Genomic DNA, 17,559 nt, shown 5'->3' with positions numbered 1-17,559 from the left:
TCTAGAAGAACATTGTATCCCATAAAAGTATTTACCCAAATTTTCAAGAAATCTTGTTGCTATAAATTAGAACAGGAAAACTTAATGATTTCTTTTTTATTTGCAGGGTTTTCTGGTATGAAGAAAGAATTTATGATACAATAACTTTTGTGGGGTGAAATCTATGACTTGGAAGTATAAGCAGAAAGATAATGAGGTTACTGACAGTATTGGGCTTCTAATTTCAATTTTAGTGAGATATCCCGAGGTGGGTACTATTAATTACGACCCCAGAACCCAGGTTTTAAAGTTTACATTTATTTTTTCAACAAAACTGGATGAGAAGGAAATAAATAATTTCAATAAACTTATCCTTGAAGGAATAGAAACTTATAACCTGCTGGAGGGTAAAAAAGCAACCAAAACAGAAGTACATTTCCAATTTTGCGATAACTTTACGCTGCTGGAAATCTGTCGCGATGTCAACACCTTAACAAAGGAAGAATTATCCTTAATTGTGGAACTGGTACATGATTATTTCAGCCAAGATCTTATTACGGAAACTAACGATTACATTATGGAAGAAGACCTATTGATGCAGGAAGAACTAATTGAACATATGCTGGAAAATTTAAAGACATCTACCCAGGGAAAGAACCTGATTGCTTTCCGTGAAGACGGGCGGGTCCTTGTTTTTAACAAGTAGAGAAGAATAGGGGAGCTTTCGGTAAGTAGCTAGGAGGATTTAGATTGCGGTTATTGATGATCGGAGATATTGTTGGCCGACCGGGAAGAAAGGCGGTAAAGGAGACGTTGCCGGGTCTCAAAAAAGAATTGCAAGTTGACGTAGTAGTGGCCAACGGAGAAAACGCTGCCGGCGGCACCGGAATTACCCAGGACGTAGCGAACGAATTGTTTAACGCCGGGATAGATATTTTAACCATGGGTAACCATGTTTGGGATAAGAAAGATGTTTTCACTTTTATTGATAAAGAGAAAAGGATTGTACGGCCGGCAAATTACCCGGAGGGAACGCCGGGTTTAGGATATACGGTGTGCGGGGTACAAAATACCAAAATAATTATAATTAATATTTCAGGCTTGGTATTTATGCCCAACTTACGCTGTCCTTTTAGGACAGTAGCAGAGATTCTCGAGGGAACAAAGGATATTACACCAAATATATTTGTTGATTTTCACGCAGAAGCCACCTCAGAAAAAATCGCCCTGGCTTGGTATTTAAACGGCAGAGTTACAGCCGTTTGCGGGACCCATACCCATGTACAAACAGCTGATGAAACCATCCTTCCGGATGGAACGGCATATATTACCGACATAGGTATGACGGGACCTAAAAATTCGGTATTAGGTGTGAAGACCGATTTAGTCCTGCAAAAATTTTTAACTCAAATGCCGGTCAGGTTTGAAGTTGCCGACGGGCCTTATCAGTTTAACGCAGTAGTTATAGAATTTGATGAATTATCCGGAAAAGCCAGAAATATCGAGAGAATATTTAATATCGAGGGTTAAAGGCAAGTTACTTTCTTAATTGTTGGAATATTAAAATAAAAGGTTAAAAATAATTCTTGAAAAAAGAGGAATTTTTTTGTAGTTAGCGAATATATGCTTTATAGAAATATCGGAAATAGATTCCACAATTAAGGAGGTTGCAATGATGGAAGTGTTGAAAGTTTCAGCAAAATCTAACCCAAATTCAGTTGCAGGAGCACTGGCCGGAGTTCTGCGGGAAAGAGGAGGTGCGGAGATCCAGGCTATTGGTGCGGGAGCTTTAAACCAAGCCGTGAAAGCAGTAGCTATCGCAAGAGGTTTTGTGGCGCCCAGTGGAGTAGACTTAATATGTATACCGGCATTTACAGACATTATTATTGACGGTGAGGAGCGTACCGCTATTAAACTGATTGTGGAACCCAGGTAATGTGACGGCCAACTATGACTGATGATAACTTCATATGGCCCAGATAAACCTGTTTATTCTGCCTGAATAAACAGGTTTTTCCATCATATAATAGAATGGAATTTATATAATGGACAGGGGTGTTGTATGATGGGGGCCACATTGGAAGCCAAGGTTCGGGATTTCTTTATGAGCGGGTTTATCGCTGATGCTCATTGCGATACACTGCTGGACTTGGCACAGAACAAAAGAAGATTTATGGAAAAAAGCTCTACAGGGCATTTGGACTTCCCTCGTATGGAGGAAGGACGGGTTGCCCTGCAGTTTTTTGCCGCTTTTATCGGCAGCGAATATAAACCGGAACGCGCCTTAAAAAGGACTCTCCAGTTAATTGACGTTTTTTATAAAGAGGTACTGGCTAATGATAAGGAAATAGTTTTAGGCACTTCGTACCGCCAGATAAAAAGGGCTATTCAGAAAAAACAGCAAAAAGTTGCATTGTTAACAATTGAAGGCGGCGAAGCATTAGCCGGTGACTTACATGTTTTACATGTTTTGTACCGTTTAGGTGTGCGGGGTATTGGGCTGACATGGAATCAACGAAACGATATCGCCGATGGTGTTTGGGAGAGCACTTCCGGCGGCGGGTTGACAAACTTTGGTCGGCGGGTTGTGCGGGAAATGAATAAATTGGGTATGATTGTTGACCTGGCGCATATTGCCGAAAAAGGATTCTGGGATACCATGCAGGTATCAGAGAAACCCGTTATGGTTTCACATGCCAACTGTAGAAAGGTACATGATCACCCAAGGAATCTTTCCGACGAGCAGATAAAAGCCCTTGCCGATGCCGGTGGGGTGATTGGCTTAACTTTGGCCCCGGATTTTATCGGCAAAGAAAGAGACCTGGATTCATTTCTTGCCCATGTAGACCATGTCGCCGGCCTGGTGGGGACGAAATGCATTGCCATAGGATCTGATTACGACGGTATTGAAGAGACCCCGGCCGGACTGGAAGATGTCACTAAAATGCCCAACCTGGTAATTGCTCTGTTCAAGCGCGGCTATACTTTGGAAGAAGTAAAAAATATTATGGGACAAAATTTACTGGATTATCTTGCAAAAATTCTTTAAAAGAGTGGAGGAAAATTACGGATGGAAAGGGCCAGACGGTTAGAAAACCTGACATCTGCTATTTTTGCTGAAATAGACTTATTAAAAGCCAAGGTAGCTAAAACCGGAAAAGAAATTATTAACCTGGGAATTGGCAGCCCGGACCAACCTCCGGCCAAGCACGTACAGGAGGCCTTACTAAAGGGAGTACAAAATCTGAATAATTACGGTTATCCCACGTCCCGGGGCCTCTCTCTTTTGCGGGAAACAATAACCCATTGGTACAAAAAAAGATTTGGCGTAAGCCTTGACCCGGAAAAGGAAACCCTGGTCTTAATGGGGTCCCAGGATGGGTTGGGTCACCTGCCTTTGGGGTACCTGGATGAAGGCGATATTGCCCTGGTTCCCGATCCGGGATACCCTGTATATGCTGCCGGTGTAAGATTAGCTGGGGGAAAAATTTACCCCATGCCTTTATTAAAGGAAAACGCTTTTCTTCCTGACCTTCAAGCTATACCTGAAGAGATAGCCCGGCAAGCAAAAATGATGATTTTGAACTATCCCAATAACCCGGTGGCAGCGGTAGCAAATTATGACTTTTTCCGTAGTGTGGTGGAATTTGCCAAGAAGTATGACATCCTGGTTTGCCATGATGTTGCTTATTCAGAACTGGCTTTTGACGGATACAAGCCGATGAGTTTCCTGGAAATACCGGGAGCGAAGGATATAGGCGTAGAATTTCATTCGGTTTCAAAAACTTATAACATGGCCGGTTGCCGTTTGGGATTCGTGGTAGGAAACGCCGAAGCCATAGATACTTTGGCTTGTATAAAATCCAATATAGATTACGGGGTTTTTTTGCCTGTGCAGGAAGCGGGGATAGCAGCACTGACGGGTCCCCAGGACATTGTTCGGCAAAATGTTGAGAACTACCGCCGGAGACGGGATTTGCTTATTGAAGGCTTGGCAAAAATAGGCTGGTATGTAGACAAGCCTCTGGCCACTATGTTTGTCTGGGCGCCACTGCCGGCAGACTATACATCTTCCGTTCAATTTGCCCGCCAATTGTTGGAGAAAACGGGTGTCGTTGTGGTTCCAGGAATAGCCTTCGGCGGTCAGGGAGAAGGGTATGTACGCATCGCCCTGGTTCAAGAGGAGGAGATTATCGCTAAAGCGGTGCAACTAATCGGTGAAAATTTTAAATTTTAAAAAACAGCAGGTTGGTAACCTGCTGTTTTTTTATGAGTTAAGTCTAAATCTACCACCCGCGGCATATAATAGGCAAATAAAGGGTGGTGACAGAGTGAGCGAAATTAGAGATATGGCTTTGGAGAGAAGGATAAAAGAACTGGAAGAAAAAATCGAACAACTGCGTTTCAGCCGCCGTGTGCTAATGAACCTGGTTGAAAGAGTTGAACGGGAAAGGATGGAAGCGGTGACCCAACTGGAAAGATTGAATAAAAAATTACAGGCAGTAAATGCCAAATATGCTAGGAAATTATGGCATAAAAACAGACAGATTATTGAATTAGAGACAAAATTGTATAAAAAGAATCTGAATAACGTGCTATAGTGACAAGTTATCCACAATTTTATTCACATTTGCGTGCTAATTGTGAATAATCAGAAAATTAGATTTTAATTACATTTTTTTGACACGGTAGGCCTTCAGTGTGTACAAGCAGACACATAATTGCCTGTTATTTTGGTAGGAATTTACTTCAAAAAGAGGAAAAATAAAAAATTGCCCGAATTGATATAACATGGATGCGTTTGCCATATCAGGAAATTGTGGCAATGCTTAGTTTTTTGTAATAGAAAGTGCGAGTTCCGGAAGGAGGAAGAAAATGTTTATTAGTTACCGGAAAATGGCCCAGGGCATGGCAACTTTTGTTTTAGCTGCGGGTATTACGGTATTTGCTTTTACATCCGGCGATAAAGCAGTGAAGCAAGTTGATCCACCTAGAAAGAATGTTGCCTTAAAGGAGGATGTAGGCCAAAAAATAGGTGATAATTCCGACCGACAGAAATTAATTGCCGTCAAAAGTGGTCACCCCACAGCTAAAGGGCCTACCAGTAGAGGGCGGGAAGCCAAACCGGCTGAAGATTTTAAATACCAGGTTCAAAGCGGGGATACGTTATATGACCTGGCCATTATATATGGCGTTTCTATAGATGAAATTATGCTGGCCAACAAGATTACATCGGACAAGCTGTCGATTGGTCAGGAGCTTATTATCCCAGTATCCGGGAAGTATAAAAATCTAGCGGCTTTAAAAAGAGCTTCTGTAGAAAATTCTTACAGCAAAAAACAGGTAAGTTACAAAACTCCTCCTTCACGCAGCAGCATAAATAACATTAGAGCTGCGGAGATGAAAGTAAGCAGCATCAGAACAGGCGAGCTAATTCCCTGGAGCGAGGTGAACAACCTTTTCCCCCGAGGAGCCAAAGCAACAGTAATTGATGTTGATACCGGGCTTACTTTCAAGGTAAGGAGATTGCAGGGAACATACCATGCTGATTCAGAGCCTTTGACTGCAGAAGATACGGCTGTTCTGAAGCGATTATACGGTGGTCGGTGGAGTTGGACAAGGAGAGCAGTGGTAGTTTTGGTTAACGGAAAATACATAGCCGGTTCCATTAATGGTATGCCCCATGCAGAAGATTCTATTCCCGATAATAATTTTCCCGGACATATTTGTATCCATTTTAAAGACAGCAAGACACATGGCTCTTCTTATACAAAATCAGGCCGTCCTACAGTAGACCAGGATCACCAGGCGATGGTCCGTAAGGCGGCCGGAGAGTAGACATTTTTCCCGTATATTTTGTATACGGGTTTTTTAATATTTAGGATAACCTCAAAGCATGATTTGCGGATATCAACAAAAGTTGACTAAAGGTTTCGACAGAAACTTTTGTTCTTTTTATAAAAAGTAACAGGAATTAATATTAGCCAAAACGAATATACGAAATAAAAATCTCAACAATATAGCAAAAACAGGAGGAAGACATTGAAACGGTCAAACTGGTCATTTCGCCGCTATATTTTATACATAGTAGTTTTCTTGGCGCTTATTTGGGCGGAAAGTCTGGTTCATCCGAGGATTGCTCCAAAAGTTGATCCCAATGCCGGTAAGCCCTCTAATACAGCGGGAATAAACAAAGATGACGAAAAAAACCGGAGTTTATACAGGTTGCCACAAACGAAGGGTAAAACACGTGACTTTACATCTGAACAGGGCAACGGGGAACAAATAAGATTAATACCGGGTACGGTAACAAGGACGGTAGATGGCGATACTGTCTATGTCAGGCTGGTTTCCGGGGATGAAGAAAAGGTGCGGCTTACCGGGGTAAATACTCCCGAAATCCATCATCCCCAAAAAGGGGTGGAACCATATGGGCGTGAGGCTGCGGATTATACCAGGTCCCACTTGTCCGGGAAAAAGGTTTACTTGGAAACAGACATAAGTGAGCGGGACAAGTATGGTCGACTGTTGGCATATGTATGGATGGCCCGGCCATCCTCGACAACGGATAGCGAAATCAGGGCAAAAATGTTTAACGCCCGGCTTTTACTGGATGGTTATGGTCAACTGATGACCGTTCCGCCCAACGTAAAATATGCCGATTATTTTCAAAATTATCAGCGGGAAGCCCGTGAAAATAATTTAGGGCTCTGGGGTATAAAAGATACATTTTGAACCCACCTGGCAAAAGCTATAGCTTTTTACCCAGAAGGTTTAATTTGGAAGCCAGCAGGTAGCCGACGCTGATCAGAATAATCGTTAACAGGGTTACAATCAAGCCTATCCTCTGGTGAGGGTTAAAGATACAGCCGATAATGGCAAAGAAGACCATACCTATGCCCAAATAGGATGAAAAGGGGTGGGCAAACATTTTAAATTTTAATTTCCCCAGCGATTTTTCGTAAGCGGGGCGATTTTTTATTTGTGCAGCGAAAACAAAAACCCAGTTTAAAATCATCATTATTCCGGCAGCGGTTGTAACCAGTTCAAATACAGAGTTGGGAAGAAGAAAAGATAAAACAACAGCAATGGCCAATCCGGTACAGCTTACAGCAAGAGACTTCACGGGCACGCCCTTTTTGTTCAGTTTTGCCAGCGATGGCGGCGCTTGACCGTCCTTGGCCAAAGATACCAGAACATAGGCAATGGAATATAGGGCACCGACCATGGTGGAAAAGGCAGCAGTTATGATAATTAAATTAAAGAGGGAACTAAAGTACGGAATATGAAAAGACGACAGGGCTGTAACGAAGGGACTTTGTGCGCCTGTTATGCTGTCCCAAGCCACAAAATAAAAAACAAACACAATTGATAAAAAATAGATAACAGTCAGAGCTAAAACAAGAATTGTGCTGGCCTTATACAGGTCTTCTTGGTTTTCCAGTTCATTGGCGGCAAAACCGATCACCCCTATACCTCCGAAAGAGAAAAGAACAAAAAGCAAGGCTGACCACATACCCGAAAACCCATTGGGAAACAACCGGTGGAACGAGAAAATGTTATGTGATGCCGTTTGTCCGGCCGGGGGCAAAACGGGAATGATTTTCAGGAAAACAAGGACGCCAAAAAAGATAAAACTGACCAGGGTGGTTATTTTTATTATGCCAAAAATGGATTCCGCTTTGCCAAAATTCTTGGCGCCCGTAATGTTTATTGCCAAAGCCAGCACAGAATAAATAATGGAAAAAACCCACAAGGGCACATGGGGAAACCAATATTTGGTAAAAACTGAGAGGGCGGTAATTTCGCTGGACATTGTAAAAACACCGCCAATCCAATACATCCAGCCGCAGACAAAACCTACACCGCGGCCTAATGCTTTTCTGGTATAGTGGCGAAAGGAGCCGGGGTTTGGGTCATTTACGGACATTTCTGCCAGGGCTGCGAAGGAGAGATAAGATAACAGTCCGCCTACCAAGTAAGCAATCAATACAGACGGGCCGGCAAGATTAATTGCGACTCCGCTGCCTAAGAAAAAACCGGCGCCGACAATAGACCCCATGCCGATAAGGGTCAAATGCCACCACTTCAGTTTACCTCTGTTTTTCTTTTCCTGGTGGTATTGGACCGTTTGCAGTACCAGGTGATGGTATTTCATGAGCAGTACCAGCTCCTTTATACATTCGATATTATATTAATTTGCTAAAATCTACGAATAATAATTGGAAAAAATCACCGATTGCTCATCGGTGATTTTAGATAGCCGGATATATAAGCGATTCCTTTTAGGGGTTTTTGAAAAGCGGCAGGACGCCACAACTTACCTGTCTGTTGACGGTAACGTTGCCGGAGAACACTCCGAAGATTACGATTTTCTGGCCGTTAGGACAGATAATGGTGAATGCTCCTACCCAGATGTTCGGTACTACCTGGCTCGCCACCAGTGTAAGAACGCAGTTTTTGGTTGCGGTGTTTGTATCGAAGTTTATTAACGTGACTTTTTTGAATACAGCTTCTACGTTTTCAATTCCGCCAAATTTAAAAGTCCGGACAAAGACCGGCGTTTTTGAGCTAAAGCTAAATCTTTGCAGCAAGCCGAATTTGCTGGGAAACTGTACGGTGCCGCTGACAGTGCCAACGGGTGAGAAAAGCTGGCAGGAAACGTTGGCCGAAATTGTAGCTTTGGTACCTTTCTTATTATTAATGGAACCGTTAACAATCCCGTCACTGGGTAATACGATTTTAGCCATTTAGATTCCCTCCCTTTGGTTACATAATATGATTGATGTTAACAGAAAGTGATATGGAAAAGAGGTTACAAAGTTTTTATAACTGTTTTGCATGACCCTATAGAAAAAATATATAGCGCTTTTATTCCGGTCGATTTCAAATTAAAATTAAAGGGTATTTTAAAATTAAAATATCTGGGGGTTGATGTAATTTGCGTAAAAAAGCCATAGCATCAGTGTTAGTGTTGTGTATGTTTATCATTGCAGGGTGTTCAACAGCAAGAAACAGAGATGCCGGTATTGGCGGTAATGCAAAAATTCCTCCTAAAATCAGGATATCGCTGCAATACGGAATCGGTTACGCACCACTTCAGATAATGAAGGAAAAAAAGCTATTGGAAAAGTATCTGCCCGGTGTTAAAGTTGAGTGGAAGCAAATGGGTACTGGAGGGGTTATCAGGGAAGCCCTGGTAAAAGGTGACCTGGATGTAGGATTTATGGGAATTCCACCATACCTGGTAGCGTGGGATAAAGGAGTAGACTGGAAAATCGCTGTAGCCCTGGCCAGTTCTCCGCAAGGGCTGCAAACCAACAAAAAGACTGTAAATTCTTTAAAGGATTTGGGAAAAAACGATAAAATAGCTGTTCCCATACCAGGTAGTGTCCAGCATATTTTGTTGGCCATGGCTGCCGAAAAGGAACTGGGTGATGCCAAAGCATTAGACAAAAATCTTATTTCCATGACCCATCCGGACGGGGCTACCGCGCTTATAAGTGAAGCAGCTATAAGTGCGCATTTTACTTCTCCACCTTATTTGTTTAAAGAACTGGAAGCAAAAAACATAAAACAGATTGTGGACGCCGAAAAAGCCTTTGGCGGGGAACACTCGTTCCTGGTAGGGGTAACAACCAAAAAATTCCACGATGAATACCCGCTGGCCTATGCGGCATTTTGTGCTGCTGTAAACGATGCCATATACTTTGTCAATAATAATACGAGGGAAGCGGCCAAGATACTTGCACCCGAGTACAAATTATCAGAGGAAGAGACATATAAATACCTGACATGGCCCGGAACAAACTATACCTCCACTCCTTACGGGCTTATGGGTTTTGCTCAATTCATGCAAAAATATGGTTACATCCGCAAAGTTCCTAAAGACCTGAACGAAATTGCCTGGGAAAACGTTGTCTCTGCTATCGGCAAAAAAGCAGGAAATAAGTCCGTACTGGAGAAGGCCCAGTACCGTTAAAACGGGGTGGCTTCACTTGTGTGACATTTTATTGGTAGATATGAATTCCTTTTATGCTTCAGTCCACCAGGCTCTTGATGCGGCCCTCCGGGGCAAGCCGGTGATAGTTTGCGGGGATCCCGACAAGCGCCACGGGATTGTATTGGCTGCATCATATGAAGCAAAAAAGTACGGTGTGAAGACGGCCATGCCCAGGTGGGCAGCCCAAAAACTTGTCCCAGATGCCATATTCATAAAACCTGAACATAACAAGTACGCGGAGTTTTCCGGACGAATCATGACCATTTTGCGGGACTTTTCACCCCTGGTAGAGCCTGCTTCTATAGACGAAGCCTTTGTTGACGTATCAGGGTGCAGGATTTTTGGTGACAGCATTGAAATAGCCAAACAGATAAAAAACAGAATCCGTGAAGAAGTAGGCGTGCTTTGTTCTGTGGGCATCGGTCCCAACAAGCTGCTGGCCAAAATGGCCGCTGAACTTAAAAAGCCGGACGGCCTGACGTTGCTGACGGAAAAAGATGTTCCCCATAAACTATGGCCCTTGCCGGTCGGCGAATTATACGGGGTAGGCCCAAAAACCGAGAAAAGGTTGCGTGCGCTTGGCATCAAGACCATAGGAGACCTGGCCAATTATCCGGTAAGCTGCCTGGAGGAACGCTTTGGGACCACCGGGCGGATTTTACATATGTCGGCCAACGGAATCAGTTATAGCTCCGTCAATCCTCACGCCTGCGAAGAAACCAAATCAATCGGTAACCAGCTTACTCTGAGCCGGGACTGTACAGCGGCTGAAATAAGGCCTGTCATTATGGACCTGGCGGAAAAAGTGGGTTACAGGGTACGGCTGGGGGAATATGTCTATAAAACTGTTGTGGTTACAGTCAGAGACACCAAGTTTCGTAATCATTCCTGGTCTAAAACGTTTTTGGAGCATACAGATACTACAGAAGAAATTTTTAACACGGCTATGAAGCTGCTAGCCGCAAATTGGCCTCAAAATAAAAAAATCAGGTTAGTGGGTGTAAGTGTCACTAACCTCGAGAAAAAGACCTTTGAACAGATGGACTTGTTTTGTGAAAAAGAGAAACTGCGCAGGCTGAACCAGGTTTGTGACGAAATAAAGAAGCGTTTTGGTCACGCAAGTGTAAGAAGAGGCATATCACTGGCGAAGACCAGTATGAAAATTTGACTGGATTTCTCTGGCAGGGGGTGTACGGCTGCTTCTGGTAAATATGTAAATACCGATAAGGATTACTGTCCCCCCAAAAATTTGCCTGGGTGTAGGTATTTCGGCCAGAAATACAAATGCCCATATAATGGCCCCAATGGGTTCACCAAGTACACTTACGGCAATCACCGAAGCCGGAAGGTAACGAAGAGCCCAGTTAAACGAGGTATGGCCGAGGATAGTGCATACCACTGCCAGGGCCAGGAAAAGCAACCAATCTTTTAATGAGTACGGGAAAAAAGGAGTCCTTGAAACAAGACTGATGAGCACAAGGGTCAGGGAAGCGCTGCCGTAAGTAACGAAAGTATAGGCTGAAAGGCTTACCATAGATCGTAATCGTCGGCCTATGATTAGGTAACCCGATACCAAAACAGCAGCGGCGAGGGCCAGGACATCACCGAAAAGGGCATCAGCGCCTACCCGGAAATCCGATGCCCCAACTATGACGCTTCCGGTGAGGGCCAGGGCGCCACCCAGCATTGCTCTGGCGGTAATCTTTTCTCTGAAGAAAAGATAAGAGCCTAACACGACAAAAACAGGCTGGGTGGTAACCAGTACCGTTGAGCTGGCCACACTGGTATATTTCAGGGAAGTGAACCAGGTGAAAAAATGCATGGCCAGAAAAATGCCGCTGGCGGCAGCCAGGAGGACTTCACGCCGTGACATGCTCGCCAGATGGGAACGCTTTACTGTAACTGTAAAGGGTGCCAGGATGAGGAAAGTAAACAAAAGCCGGTAAGTCGCTATCACTAAAGAGGGGGCAGAAGACAATTTCACGAAAAGAGAAGAAAATGATACAGCTAAAACCCCTACCAGCACCGCCAGGTAGGGGTTTATTAAAGGCTTGTCTGTAGTTGTATCATGCATTAACTTTCGCATAACAATTCTCCTATGTAGTTTTTTTAGTAACTTTATTATAACATGAATTTGTCTGTGACCGAACAGATAACTTATCTTTTGTTTATCAGGGGCCTTGATAAGGTAAAACCAAAAGAGAAAAGGAGGCCTGACCACTGATACACATGGATATAAATAGCCCGGCTGCCTGCGCCATTCTGGCCAGGCGGGCCCTGGAGCTGGCTGTCAAGTGGGTTTACAGCGCTGATAGCTACCTTAAAGTCCCCTACCAGGACAACCTCTTCAGTTTGGTTCACGACCGTACTTTCCTGGATATCCTGGAGCCGAAACTGTTTCCTTTGATTAGATATATCATTAAACTGGGCAATATGGCGGCCCATACCGGCAATAAAATAACCCGGGAAGAAGCCGTGCTCTAAAGCAGTCTGTGAAGCGGATGGGCGGAAGTTATTTACAGTCGGGCACTTTGACCTGATTATCATAGACGAGTCCCACCGGAGTATCTATAAGAAATACCAAGCTATTTTTGAATATTTTGATGCCCTTCTGATAGGCTTAACCGCTACCCCAAAGGATGACATAGACAAGAATACTTACCATGTCTTTGACCTGGGAAATAACATCCCCACCTATGCCTATGAATACGGGGAGGCGGTGGGTGATGGGTTCCTGGTGCCCTATTATACTGTGGAAACGGGCCTCAAATTCATGGAGGAAGGCATTTACTACGATAATTTGAGCGAAGAAGAAAAAGAGCAGTATGAGGAAAAGATGCCGCAAATACCGTTTCTGTTGATATGCTGGATACGGGGATAGATGTGCCGGAAGTGGTCAACTTGGCATTTTTCAAGAAGGTCAGGTCCAAGGCCAAGTTCTGGCAAATGATCGGGCGGGGGACCAGGTTGTGCAAAGACCTTTTCGGCCCAGGCATGGATAAATTTTAACATAAAAGTAGACCTGGTCAAAGAACTGCAGCATCTGGACTACCAGAAAGAACGTTATATAAATTATCGTAACAGGCTTATTTGGGAATTGGTTGGCGAAATAAACAGGTTGAATAAAGACAGTTTTGTGGTGAAGCAACATCTGAAATACATAGATAAATTTGGCGCCCCTAAAGCATGGAATTGTTTAGGTACTAAATGATTGTTACGCAACAGAAGTCCTGGGGGCTTAATCCCACTGTTATTTACGTTTATAATAAATTTTTTTCAGCAGAGCCGGCTTAAAAGCCATCCGGCCATGAGTTGACGAATTGGCAAGTTCATTATCTGGTTCAAATAACCGGATGTAAGCGAATGTATTCAAGAAATGCCACGTAAGATAAATTAAAAACGGTACTATAACCTGACCATAGTTCCATTTGAAAATACCTAAATTGGCCAGGACATTGGAGAACAGTACACTGTACATTGCAGATATAACGGGAAAAATGTAGACCCATGGTTTTGTCTGGGGTATGGTATAAAAATATAATACGAAATAGATTGTCCATGCTATGGGCGGAAAAAAGGGGATCCCAAGTATCCCGAAGGGACCAAAATTTATATAACCGCCTATTTTTAATAAATGTGTTACGACAAGAATAATTAGCGTATCAAATACCCCGCCACAAAGTATCGCAAAATAAGCTAACCGTCGGATGTCTTTTTTGGGAACAACCGTTATGGCAATTAGCCCTATAATTGCGGTGTATATCGGGTAAATAAAATGTTTCGGCATGCCGCTTCACCTCAAATAAAAGATTAGTTCAATGAGCACTGTATTTAAGAATTAAATATATCATAGTTTAGTTTTTCAGATTTTCTGGATAATATTTATTTTTTTGTATTGCCGGATGAGATGAGCAGCAGCCTTAATACGGAAGGTGGGTGGGGTGACCCGGCTACCCCAGAGCTTTGTGCTGCAAAAGCTTGCCAGGAAAACAAATAGCCGCTGTGGAGTAAAACAATAAGTTGCGACTTGGTGGAGGGCGGATAGACAGTGTTAACGACAGTGAAGGCTTGAAATCGCTGTTTCCGGCACGGACGCCGGAAACCCGGCCACGAGCCATGGACGGCGATTTGGCCGGGTTCAGCGATTTCAACTGAACGGAGTTTACACTGTCTCCGCCCGTAACCTCGGAGCAACGTGTGTTTTACCTACACAGCGGCAATATGTCCTCCCTTTTTTTTGATTTCGTCTTTGAGCGGAGGAACCATTTGTCCCTGTTCGTGACAAGTAAGTTTTTCGGCTTATTTTTTTATTAATGACATACATGGTTCCAAATGCCAGGAAGTTGGATAATTAAACAGTTTGGTATAATATCCTGCTTCAAATACAGTACCTTTTTGAACAGGCCATGGAGAATATAAGACCCGCTTTATCATAAGGCGAAAACCCGACCATCCGTTTTCAGAAAGTTTTTCTATAACTTTAACGATGGTTACCATACCGAATTTTTCTTTATAGATATAGTAACCGCCAACCTGTACCTGGTCTAGGTCGACAAGTTCTCCCGGCTGTCTTAAACCATGTATAAACCAACCGTCTTTAACCTGCTTATCAATAGCTGTTTCGGACTTTCCTGTAATAATATTCATCATGTCTCCTCATTCCGGTTGCTAAATTTATGAGTGGAACCAATGAAAAAGAGCCCTGGTCGGCTCTGTAAGGTTACACACTCTTATTATTTTAATGGAGACGGTTCTGTTTATCAATATAAAATTTTGAAAAATAAAATTTTATAATAACAAACATAAGTTTATACTACTGAAGGGATTGACGGTAAACTGTCGAATACATAAAAAATTGTTATTTCATAAACAACAATCTGTAAACTAATAAGGTTTGGGTGTAAACTATGGCTGGACAGTTTTTTATTAAGGGAATCGGTGTGGGTGTTGCTATTGCTGCACCGGTAGGACCTGTGGCTTTATTGTGCATACAGCGGACACTGAAGGAGGGACGGCTTGCCGGTTTTGTTTCCGGTCTGGGAGCAGCTACCGCCGATACTTTTTACGGCTGGTTGGCAGGTTTCGGTCTTACTTTTGTGGGAAGGTTCATGGTGGAACACCAGGCTTGGATTCATGTTTTGGGCGGCCTGTTTCTCTGCTTTATGGGTTTCCGGACATTCAATGCTGCTCCGGCTGCAGCGGAAGAATCGCTGAAAGGCAGCGGCCTCTTGCGGGCTTATATCTCCACTTTACTGGTAACGCTGACCAATCCTGCGACGATTTTGGCTTTTGCCGGCATATTTGCCGGTGTAGGTTTGACCAGAAGCGGAACGACTTACTCAGCGGTAGGTGTTTTAGTGGCGGGAGTTTTCCTGGGTTCTGCGCTGTGGTGGCTTTTTTTGAGTTACGGGGTCAGTGTTGTCAGACACGGCATTGATACGTCCCTGATGAAATGGATTAACCGGGTGGCCGGAATAATGATTATAGTTTTTGGAGTAGTTGCCCTGCTCACCTACAGGACTACAGCCGGTATGAACATGCTCAGGTAAAAAGTGGTAGCAACCATTTCTTTATTCATTTCTCAAGGCTTCTATAGGGTCCAGTTTTGCCGCTTTGGTAGCGGGGTAAACACCAAAAAAGACCCCAACCAGCAAGGCAAACAGCAGAGCTATAATTACTGCCGGAACCGATAAGGCCGTCTGAATGGCGGGGAAAATCGATGGCAGCATTCTGGCCCCTCCGATACCTGCCAGGGTGCCAATAATACCGCCGATTATACTGAGGAATATGGCTTCAATCAAAAACTGCACTAATATGTCCCGGCGGCTGGCCCCAATGGCCTTGCGCACTCCGATTTCCCTGGTACGCTCAGCGACAGAAACCAGCATGATATTCATAATTCCAATGCCGCCGACCAAAAGGGAAATGGCTGCAATTCCACCCAAACCGGCTGTTAGGATACCTAAAATTTTATTTATGACCGTCAGCATATCCTGCTGTTTAAGGACGGTAAATTCTACAGCCTTATGGGATTTCAGCAGGGTTTTTCTAATAATGTTTTCTGCCGGCTTTACCTCTTTGGCAGAATTGGCCTGGGCAATGATCTGGCTGACATGCTTATCTTCTGCCCGATCAATAATTTCAGTGATGGGCAGGAAAATTTTAACGTTAATATTTTCTTCGTGGGGCCCCATATTTTCCGGTTTTTTATAACTTAACACCCCAACTACTTTATATTCCTTACCGTTTAACTTAAAAAACCTACCTACGGAATTTTTGCCGCCGAAAATTTCTTTATTGGCCTGGTGTCCAATTACAGCTACTCTTTTTTTATTTTCGCGTTCTTTTTTAGAAATGAACCTTCCCCAACGTAAGTCGGGCTGATTGATTTTAAAAAAGTCTTCGTCTACCCCGGTAGTGGAAACGTAAATTCTCATTTTATCAAGCCAGTCAATGCCTCCGTACATGGCTGTGGCCGCAGCGATATGTTTTTTGTTTTTCAGAGCCAGTACATCATCGTAAGTAAGCGTGCTTTTCTGCCCAAATCCGCCTGACCTAACCCCCAGCTTACTTTCAACGGCTTTCTGCGGGCCAATTTCAATTTTCCCGGGGAATACATAAAGCAGGTTTGCGCCCAAAGATTCTACCTGCGAAGTAACCTGGTGCTTTACACCTTCGCCTATGGATGTGAGCATGATGACTGAAAAAATGCCTATAATGATGCCCAGCATAGTGAGAAAACTGCGCAATTTATTATGAAACAATGATTTGAAACTGCTGCGAAAGGTTTCTCTAATTCTCATTTAGGCTTCCTCCACAATGCCGTCTTTTATGTTTAAAATTCGGTTGGCTTCCCTGGCAATATTTAAGTCATGGGTAACTATAATTACTGTTTTTCCTTTCCGGTTTAAATCCTTAAAAATATCCAGAACTTCGCGACCGGTTTTCGAGTCCAAGCTGCCCGTGGGTTCATCTGCTAAAATGACAGAAGGCGAATTTATGATAGCCCGCGCAATAGCTACCCGCTGTTTTTGGCCACCGGACAACTGGTTCGGTTTATACTTCAACCTGTTTTCTAATCCCAGGGCAGACAAGGCTTCTTTTGCCTTTTCCTTTACTTTTCTCGGCGGTTCATTGCCGTAAAGACCGGCCAGTTCAACATTTTCCAGGGCAGTGTATTGGGGTAGCAGATTAAAGGACTGGAAGACAAATCCAATATGCTTGTTTCTTATTTTGGCCAGCATTCTGTCATTCAGTTTGCCGGTATCCTGTCCGGCCAACAGGTATTTTCCCCTGGTGGGCCGGTCCAGGCAGCCAATAATATTCATTAAAGTCGTTTTTCCTGAACCGGAAGGGCCGATAATAGCCACGAATTCGCCGTCACTTACGGTTAAGTTGACATTTTTTAAAACTTCGGTAATTTCATCGCCATTTTTGTAACTTTTATGGAGCGATTCTATTGCAATGCCCATTCGACAATCTCCCAATTAACAGTTATAGTTGCAACTTGGTTTTATTTTCGGCATAAAACATCCAAAATAAACTGTAAAAATATCATTTTCGTTATGGTATAATAA

General features: G+C 43.4%; 20 protein-coding genes and 1 pseudogene. 14 read left to right on the top strand and 7 right to left on the bottom strand.

What is annotated here, in order from left to right:
- Nucleotides 1–163: 163 nt before the first annotated feature.
- The 8 genes from ACSNJE_RS04150 (at nt 164) to ACSNJE_RS04115 (ending at nt 6,714) form a co-directional block, all read left to right on the top strand.
- Entirely contained in the window at nt 164–685 is a 522-nt protein-coding gene (locus ACSNJE_RS04150) for a hypothetical protein (RefSeq protein WP_495252062.1), read from the top strand.
- A gap of 44 nt (nt 686–729) precedes the next feature.
- Nucleotides 730–1,509 carry a TIGR00282 family metallophosphoesterase gene (locus ACSNJE_RS04145; protein WP_495252061.1) on the top strand — a complete coding sequence of 260 codons (780 nt, stop codon included), beginning with the start codon at nt 730–732 and terminating at the stop codon, nt 1,507–1,509.
- A gap of 145 nt (nt 1,510–1,654) precedes the next feature.
- Nucleotides 1,655–1,915 carry a stage V sporulation protein SpoVS gene (gene spoVS, locus ACSNJE_RS04140; protein WP_041587715.1) on the top strand — a complete coding sequence of 87 codons (261 nt, stop codon included), beginning with the start codon at nt 1,655–1,657 and terminating at the stop codon, nt 1,913–1,915.
- 129 nt (nt 1,916–2,044) lie between these two features.
- Nucleotides 2,045–3,028, top strand: a complete 984-nt coding sequence (locus ACSNJE_RS04135; protein ID WP_495252060.1) for a dipeptidase — start codon at nt 2,045–2,047, stop codon at nt 3,026–3,028.
- Nucleotides 3,029–3,049: 21 nt separating this feature from the next.
- Nucleotides 3,050–4,216, top strand: a complete 1,167-nt coding sequence (locus ACSNJE_RS04130; RefSeq protein ID WP_495252059.1) for an LL-diaminopimelate aminotransferase — start codon at nt 3,050–3,052, stop codon at nt 4,214–4,216.
- Nucleotides 4,217–4,310: 94 nt separating this feature from the next.
- Nucleotides 4,311–4,580 (top strand): translation initiation factor 2, encoded by a 270-nt coding sequence (locus ACSNJE_RS04125; protein ID WP_052216518.1) that lies wholly within the window; start codon nt 4,311–4,313, stop codon nt 4,578–4,580.
- A gap of 274 nt (nt 4,581–4,854) precedes the next feature.
- Nucleotides 4,855–5,817: a LysM peptidoglycan-binding domain-containing protein gene (locus ACSNJE_RS04120; protein WP_495252058.1), complete on the top strand. Its 963-nt coding sequence runs from the start codon at nt 4,855–4,857 to the stop codon at nt 5,815–5,817.
- 204 nt (nt 5,818–6,021) lie between these two features.
- On the top strand, nt 6,022–6,714 hold the full coding sequence (locus ACSNJE_RS04115) for a thermonuclease family protein (RefSeq protein WP_495252057.1): 693 nt from the start codon (nt 6,022–6,024) through the stop codon (nt 6,712–6,714).
- Nucleotides 6,715–6,730: 16 nt separating this feature from the next.
- Here the strand turns inward: ACSNJE_RS04115 and ACSNJE_RS04110 are convergent, their stop codons facing one another.
- Together ACSNJE_RS04110 and ACSNJE_RS04105 are read right to left on the bottom strand one after the other, a co-directional pair.
- Nucleotides 6,731–8,137: an amino acid permease gene (locus ACSNJE_RS04110; RefSeq protein ID WP_495252056.1), complete on the bottom strand. Its 1,407-nt coding sequence runs from the start codon at nt 8,135–8,137 to the stop codon at nt 6,731–6,733.
- A gap of 127 nt (nt 8,138–8,264) precedes the next feature.
- The gene (locus tag ACSNJE_RS04105; RefSeq protein WP_474660009.1) at nt 8,265–8,729 is read right to left on the bottom strand and encodes a hypothetical protein; all 465 of its coding nucleotides are present in this window, start codon (nt 8,727–8,729) and stop codon (nt 8,265–8,267) included.
- Between the two features lie 191 nt (nt 8,730–8,920).
- Between ACSNJE_RS04105 and ACSNJE_RS04100 the strand changes: the two genes are divergently transcribed.
- Both ACSNJE_RS04100 and dinB read left to right on the top strand, forming a co-directional pair.
- The gene (locus tag ACSNJE_RS04100) at nt 8,921–9,961 is read left to right on the top strand and encodes an ABC transporter substrate-binding protein (protein WP_495252055.1); all 1,041 of its coding nucleotides are present in this window, start codon (nt 8,921–8,923) and stop codon (nt 9,959–9,961) included.
- A 16-nt stretch (nt 9,962–9,977) separates the two neighbouring features.
- The gene (dinB, locus tag ACSNJE_RS04095) at nt 9,978–11,150 is read left to right on the top strand and encodes a DNA polymerase IV (protein WP_474773286.1); all 1,173 of its coding nucleotides are present in this window, start codon (nt 9,978–9,980) and stop codon (nt 11,148–11,150) included.
- Here the strand turns inward: dinB and ACSNJE_RS04090 are convergent.
- Nucleotides 11,121–12,068: a DMT family transporter gene (locus ACSNJE_RS04090; RefSeq protein ID WP_200900993.1), complete on the bottom strand. Its 948-nt coding sequence runs from the start codon at nt 12,066–12,068 to the stop codon at nt 11,121–11,123. The two genes, dinB and ACSNJE_RS04090, sit on opposite strands and share 30 nt — an antisense overlap.
- A 143-nt stretch (nt 12,069–12,211) precedes the next feature.
- Between ACSNJE_RS04090 and ACSNJE_RS04085 the strand changes: the two genes are divergently transcribed.
- Nucleotides 12,212–12,466, top strand: a complete 255-nt coding sequence (locus ACSNJE_RS04085) for a DUF4145 domain-containing protein (RefSeq protein ID WP_495252054.1) — start codon at nt 12,212–12,214, stop codon at nt 12,464–12,466.
- A 16-nt stretch (nt 12,467–12,482) separates the two neighbouring features.
- A pseudogene (locus ACSNJE_RS04080) lies at nt 12,483–13,184 on the top strand (DEAD/DEAH box helicase family protein); the annotation flags it as partial.
- Between the two features lie 48 nt (nt 13,185–13,232).
- Here ACSNJE_RS04080 and ACSNJE_RS04075 read toward each other — a convergent pair.
- A complete protein-coding gene (locus tag ACSNJE_RS04075; RefSeq protein WP_052216526.1) occupies nt 13,233–13,769 on the bottom strand; it encodes a hypothetical protein in 537 nt (178 codons plus the stop codon).
- A gap of 233 nt (nt 13,770–14,002) precedes the next feature.
- Here ACSNJE_RS04075 and ACSNJE_RS04070 point away from each other — a divergent pair, with 233 nt between their 5' ends.
- Nucleotides 14,003–14,137 carry a hypothetical protein gene (locus tag ACSNJE_RS04070; RefSeq protein ID WP_282432032.1) on the top strand — a complete coding sequence of 45 codons (135 nt, stop codon included), beginning with the start codon at nt 14,003–14,005 and terminating at the stop codon, nt 14,135–14,137.
- A 144-nt stretch (nt 14,138–14,281) separates the two neighbouring features.
- On the opposite strand, the gene ACSNJE_RS04065 is transcribed toward ACSNJE_RS04070, so the two are convergent.
- Nucleotides 14,282–14,629 (bottom strand): hypothetical protein, encoded by a 348-nt coding sequence (locus ACSNJE_RS04065; RefSeq protein ID WP_495252053.1) that lies wholly within the window; start codon nt 14,627–14,629, stop codon nt 14,282–14,284.
- A gap of 260 nt (nt 14,630–14,889) precedes the next feature.
- On the opposite strand from ACSNJE_RS04065, the gene ACSNJE_RS04060 reads away from it, so the two are divergent.
- The gene (locus ACSNJE_RS04060; RefSeq protein WP_013120175.1) at nt 14,890–15,531 is read left to right on the top strand and encodes a LysE family translocator; all 642 of its coding nucleotides are present in this window, start codon (nt 14,890–14,892) and stop codon (nt 15,529–15,531) included.
- Nucleotides 15,532–15,552: 21 nt separating this feature from the next.
- On the opposite strand, the gene ACSNJE_RS04055 is transcribed toward ACSNJE_RS04060, so the two are convergent.
- Complete coding sequence (locus tag ACSNJE_RS04055; RefSeq protein WP_052216528.1) at nt 15,553–16,785, bottom strand: ABC transporter permease; 1,233 nt, start codon at nt 16,783–16,785, stop codon at nt 15,553–15,555.
- Nucleotides 16,786–17,454 (bottom strand): ABC transporter ATP-binding protein, encoded by a 669-nt coding sequence (locus ACSNJE_RS04050; RefSeq protein WP_052216529.1) that lies wholly within the window; start codon nt 17,452–17,454, stop codon nt 16,786–16,788.
- Between the last annotated feature and the right edge of the window lie 105 nt (nt 17,455–17,559).

Source organism: Thermincola sp. GK-1, from assembly GCF_059412445.1.
This window is presented reverse-complemented; position numbering and strand designations above follow the sequence as displayed.

What these genes read in the sequence shown, in the direction of transcription:
- ACSNJE_RS04150 (WP_495252062.1), top strand. Translation starts at nt 164, where the DNA reads ATGACTTGGAAGTATAAGCAGAAAGATAATGAGGTTACTGACAGTATT.
- spoVS (WP_041587715.1), top strand. Translation starts at nt 1,655, where the DNA reads ATGGAAGTGTTGAAAGTTTCAGCAAAATCTAACCCAAATTCAGTTGCA.
- ACSNJE_RS04135 (WP_495252060.1), top strand. Translation starts at nt 2,045, where the DNA reads ATGGGGGCCACATTGGAAGCCAAGGTTCGGGATTTCTTTATGAGCGGG.
- ACSNJE_RS04130 (WP_495252059.1), top strand. Translation starts at nt 3,050, where the DNA reads ATGGAAAGGGCCAGACGGTTAGAAAACCTGACATCTGCTATTTTTGCT.
- ACSNJE_RS04120 (WP_495252058.1), top strand. Translation starts at nt 4,855, where the DNA reads ATGTTTATTAGTTACCGGAAAATGGCCCAGGGCATGGCAACTTTTGTT.
- ACSNJE_RS04110 (WP_495252056.1), bottom strand. Translation starts at nt 8,137, where the DNA reads ATGAAATACCATCACCTGGTACTGCAAACGGTCCAATACCACCAGGAA.
- ACSNJE_RS04105 (WP_474660009.1), bottom strand. Translation starts at nt 8,729, where the DNA reads ATGGCTAAAATCGTATTACCCAGTGACGGGATTGTTAACGGTTCCATT.
- ACSNJE_RS04090 (WP_200900993.1), bottom strand. Translation starts at nt 12,068, where the DNA reads ATGCGAAAGTTAATGCATGATACAACTACAGACAAGCCTTTAATAAAC.
- ACSNJE_RS04085 (WP_495252054.1), top strand. Translation starts at nt 12,212, where the DNA reads ATGGATATAAATAGCCCGGCTGCCTGCGCCATTCTGGCCAGGCGGGCC.
- ACSNJE_RS04075 (WP_052216526.1), bottom strand. Translation starts at nt 13,769, where the DNA reads ATGCCGAAACATTTTATTTACCCGATATACACCGCAATTATAGGGCTA.
- ACSNJE_RS04065 (WP_495252053.1), bottom strand. Translation starts at nt 14,629, where the DNA reads ATGAATATTATTACAGGAAAGTCCGAAACAGCTATTGATAAGCAGGTT.
- ACSNJE_RS04060 (WP_013120175.1), top strand. Translation starts at nt 14,890, where the DNA reads ATGGCTGGACAGTTTTTTATTAAGGGAATCGGTGTGGGTGTTGCTATT.
- ACSNJE_RS04055 (WP_052216528.1), bottom strand. Translation starts at nt 16,785, where the DNA reads ATGAGAATTAGAGAAACCTTTCGCAGCAGTTTCAAATCATTGTTTCAT.
- ACSNJE_RS04050 (WP_052216529.1), bottom strand. Translation starts at nt 17,454, where the DNA reads ATGGGCATTGCAATAGAATCGCTCCATAAAAGTTACAAAAATGGCGAT.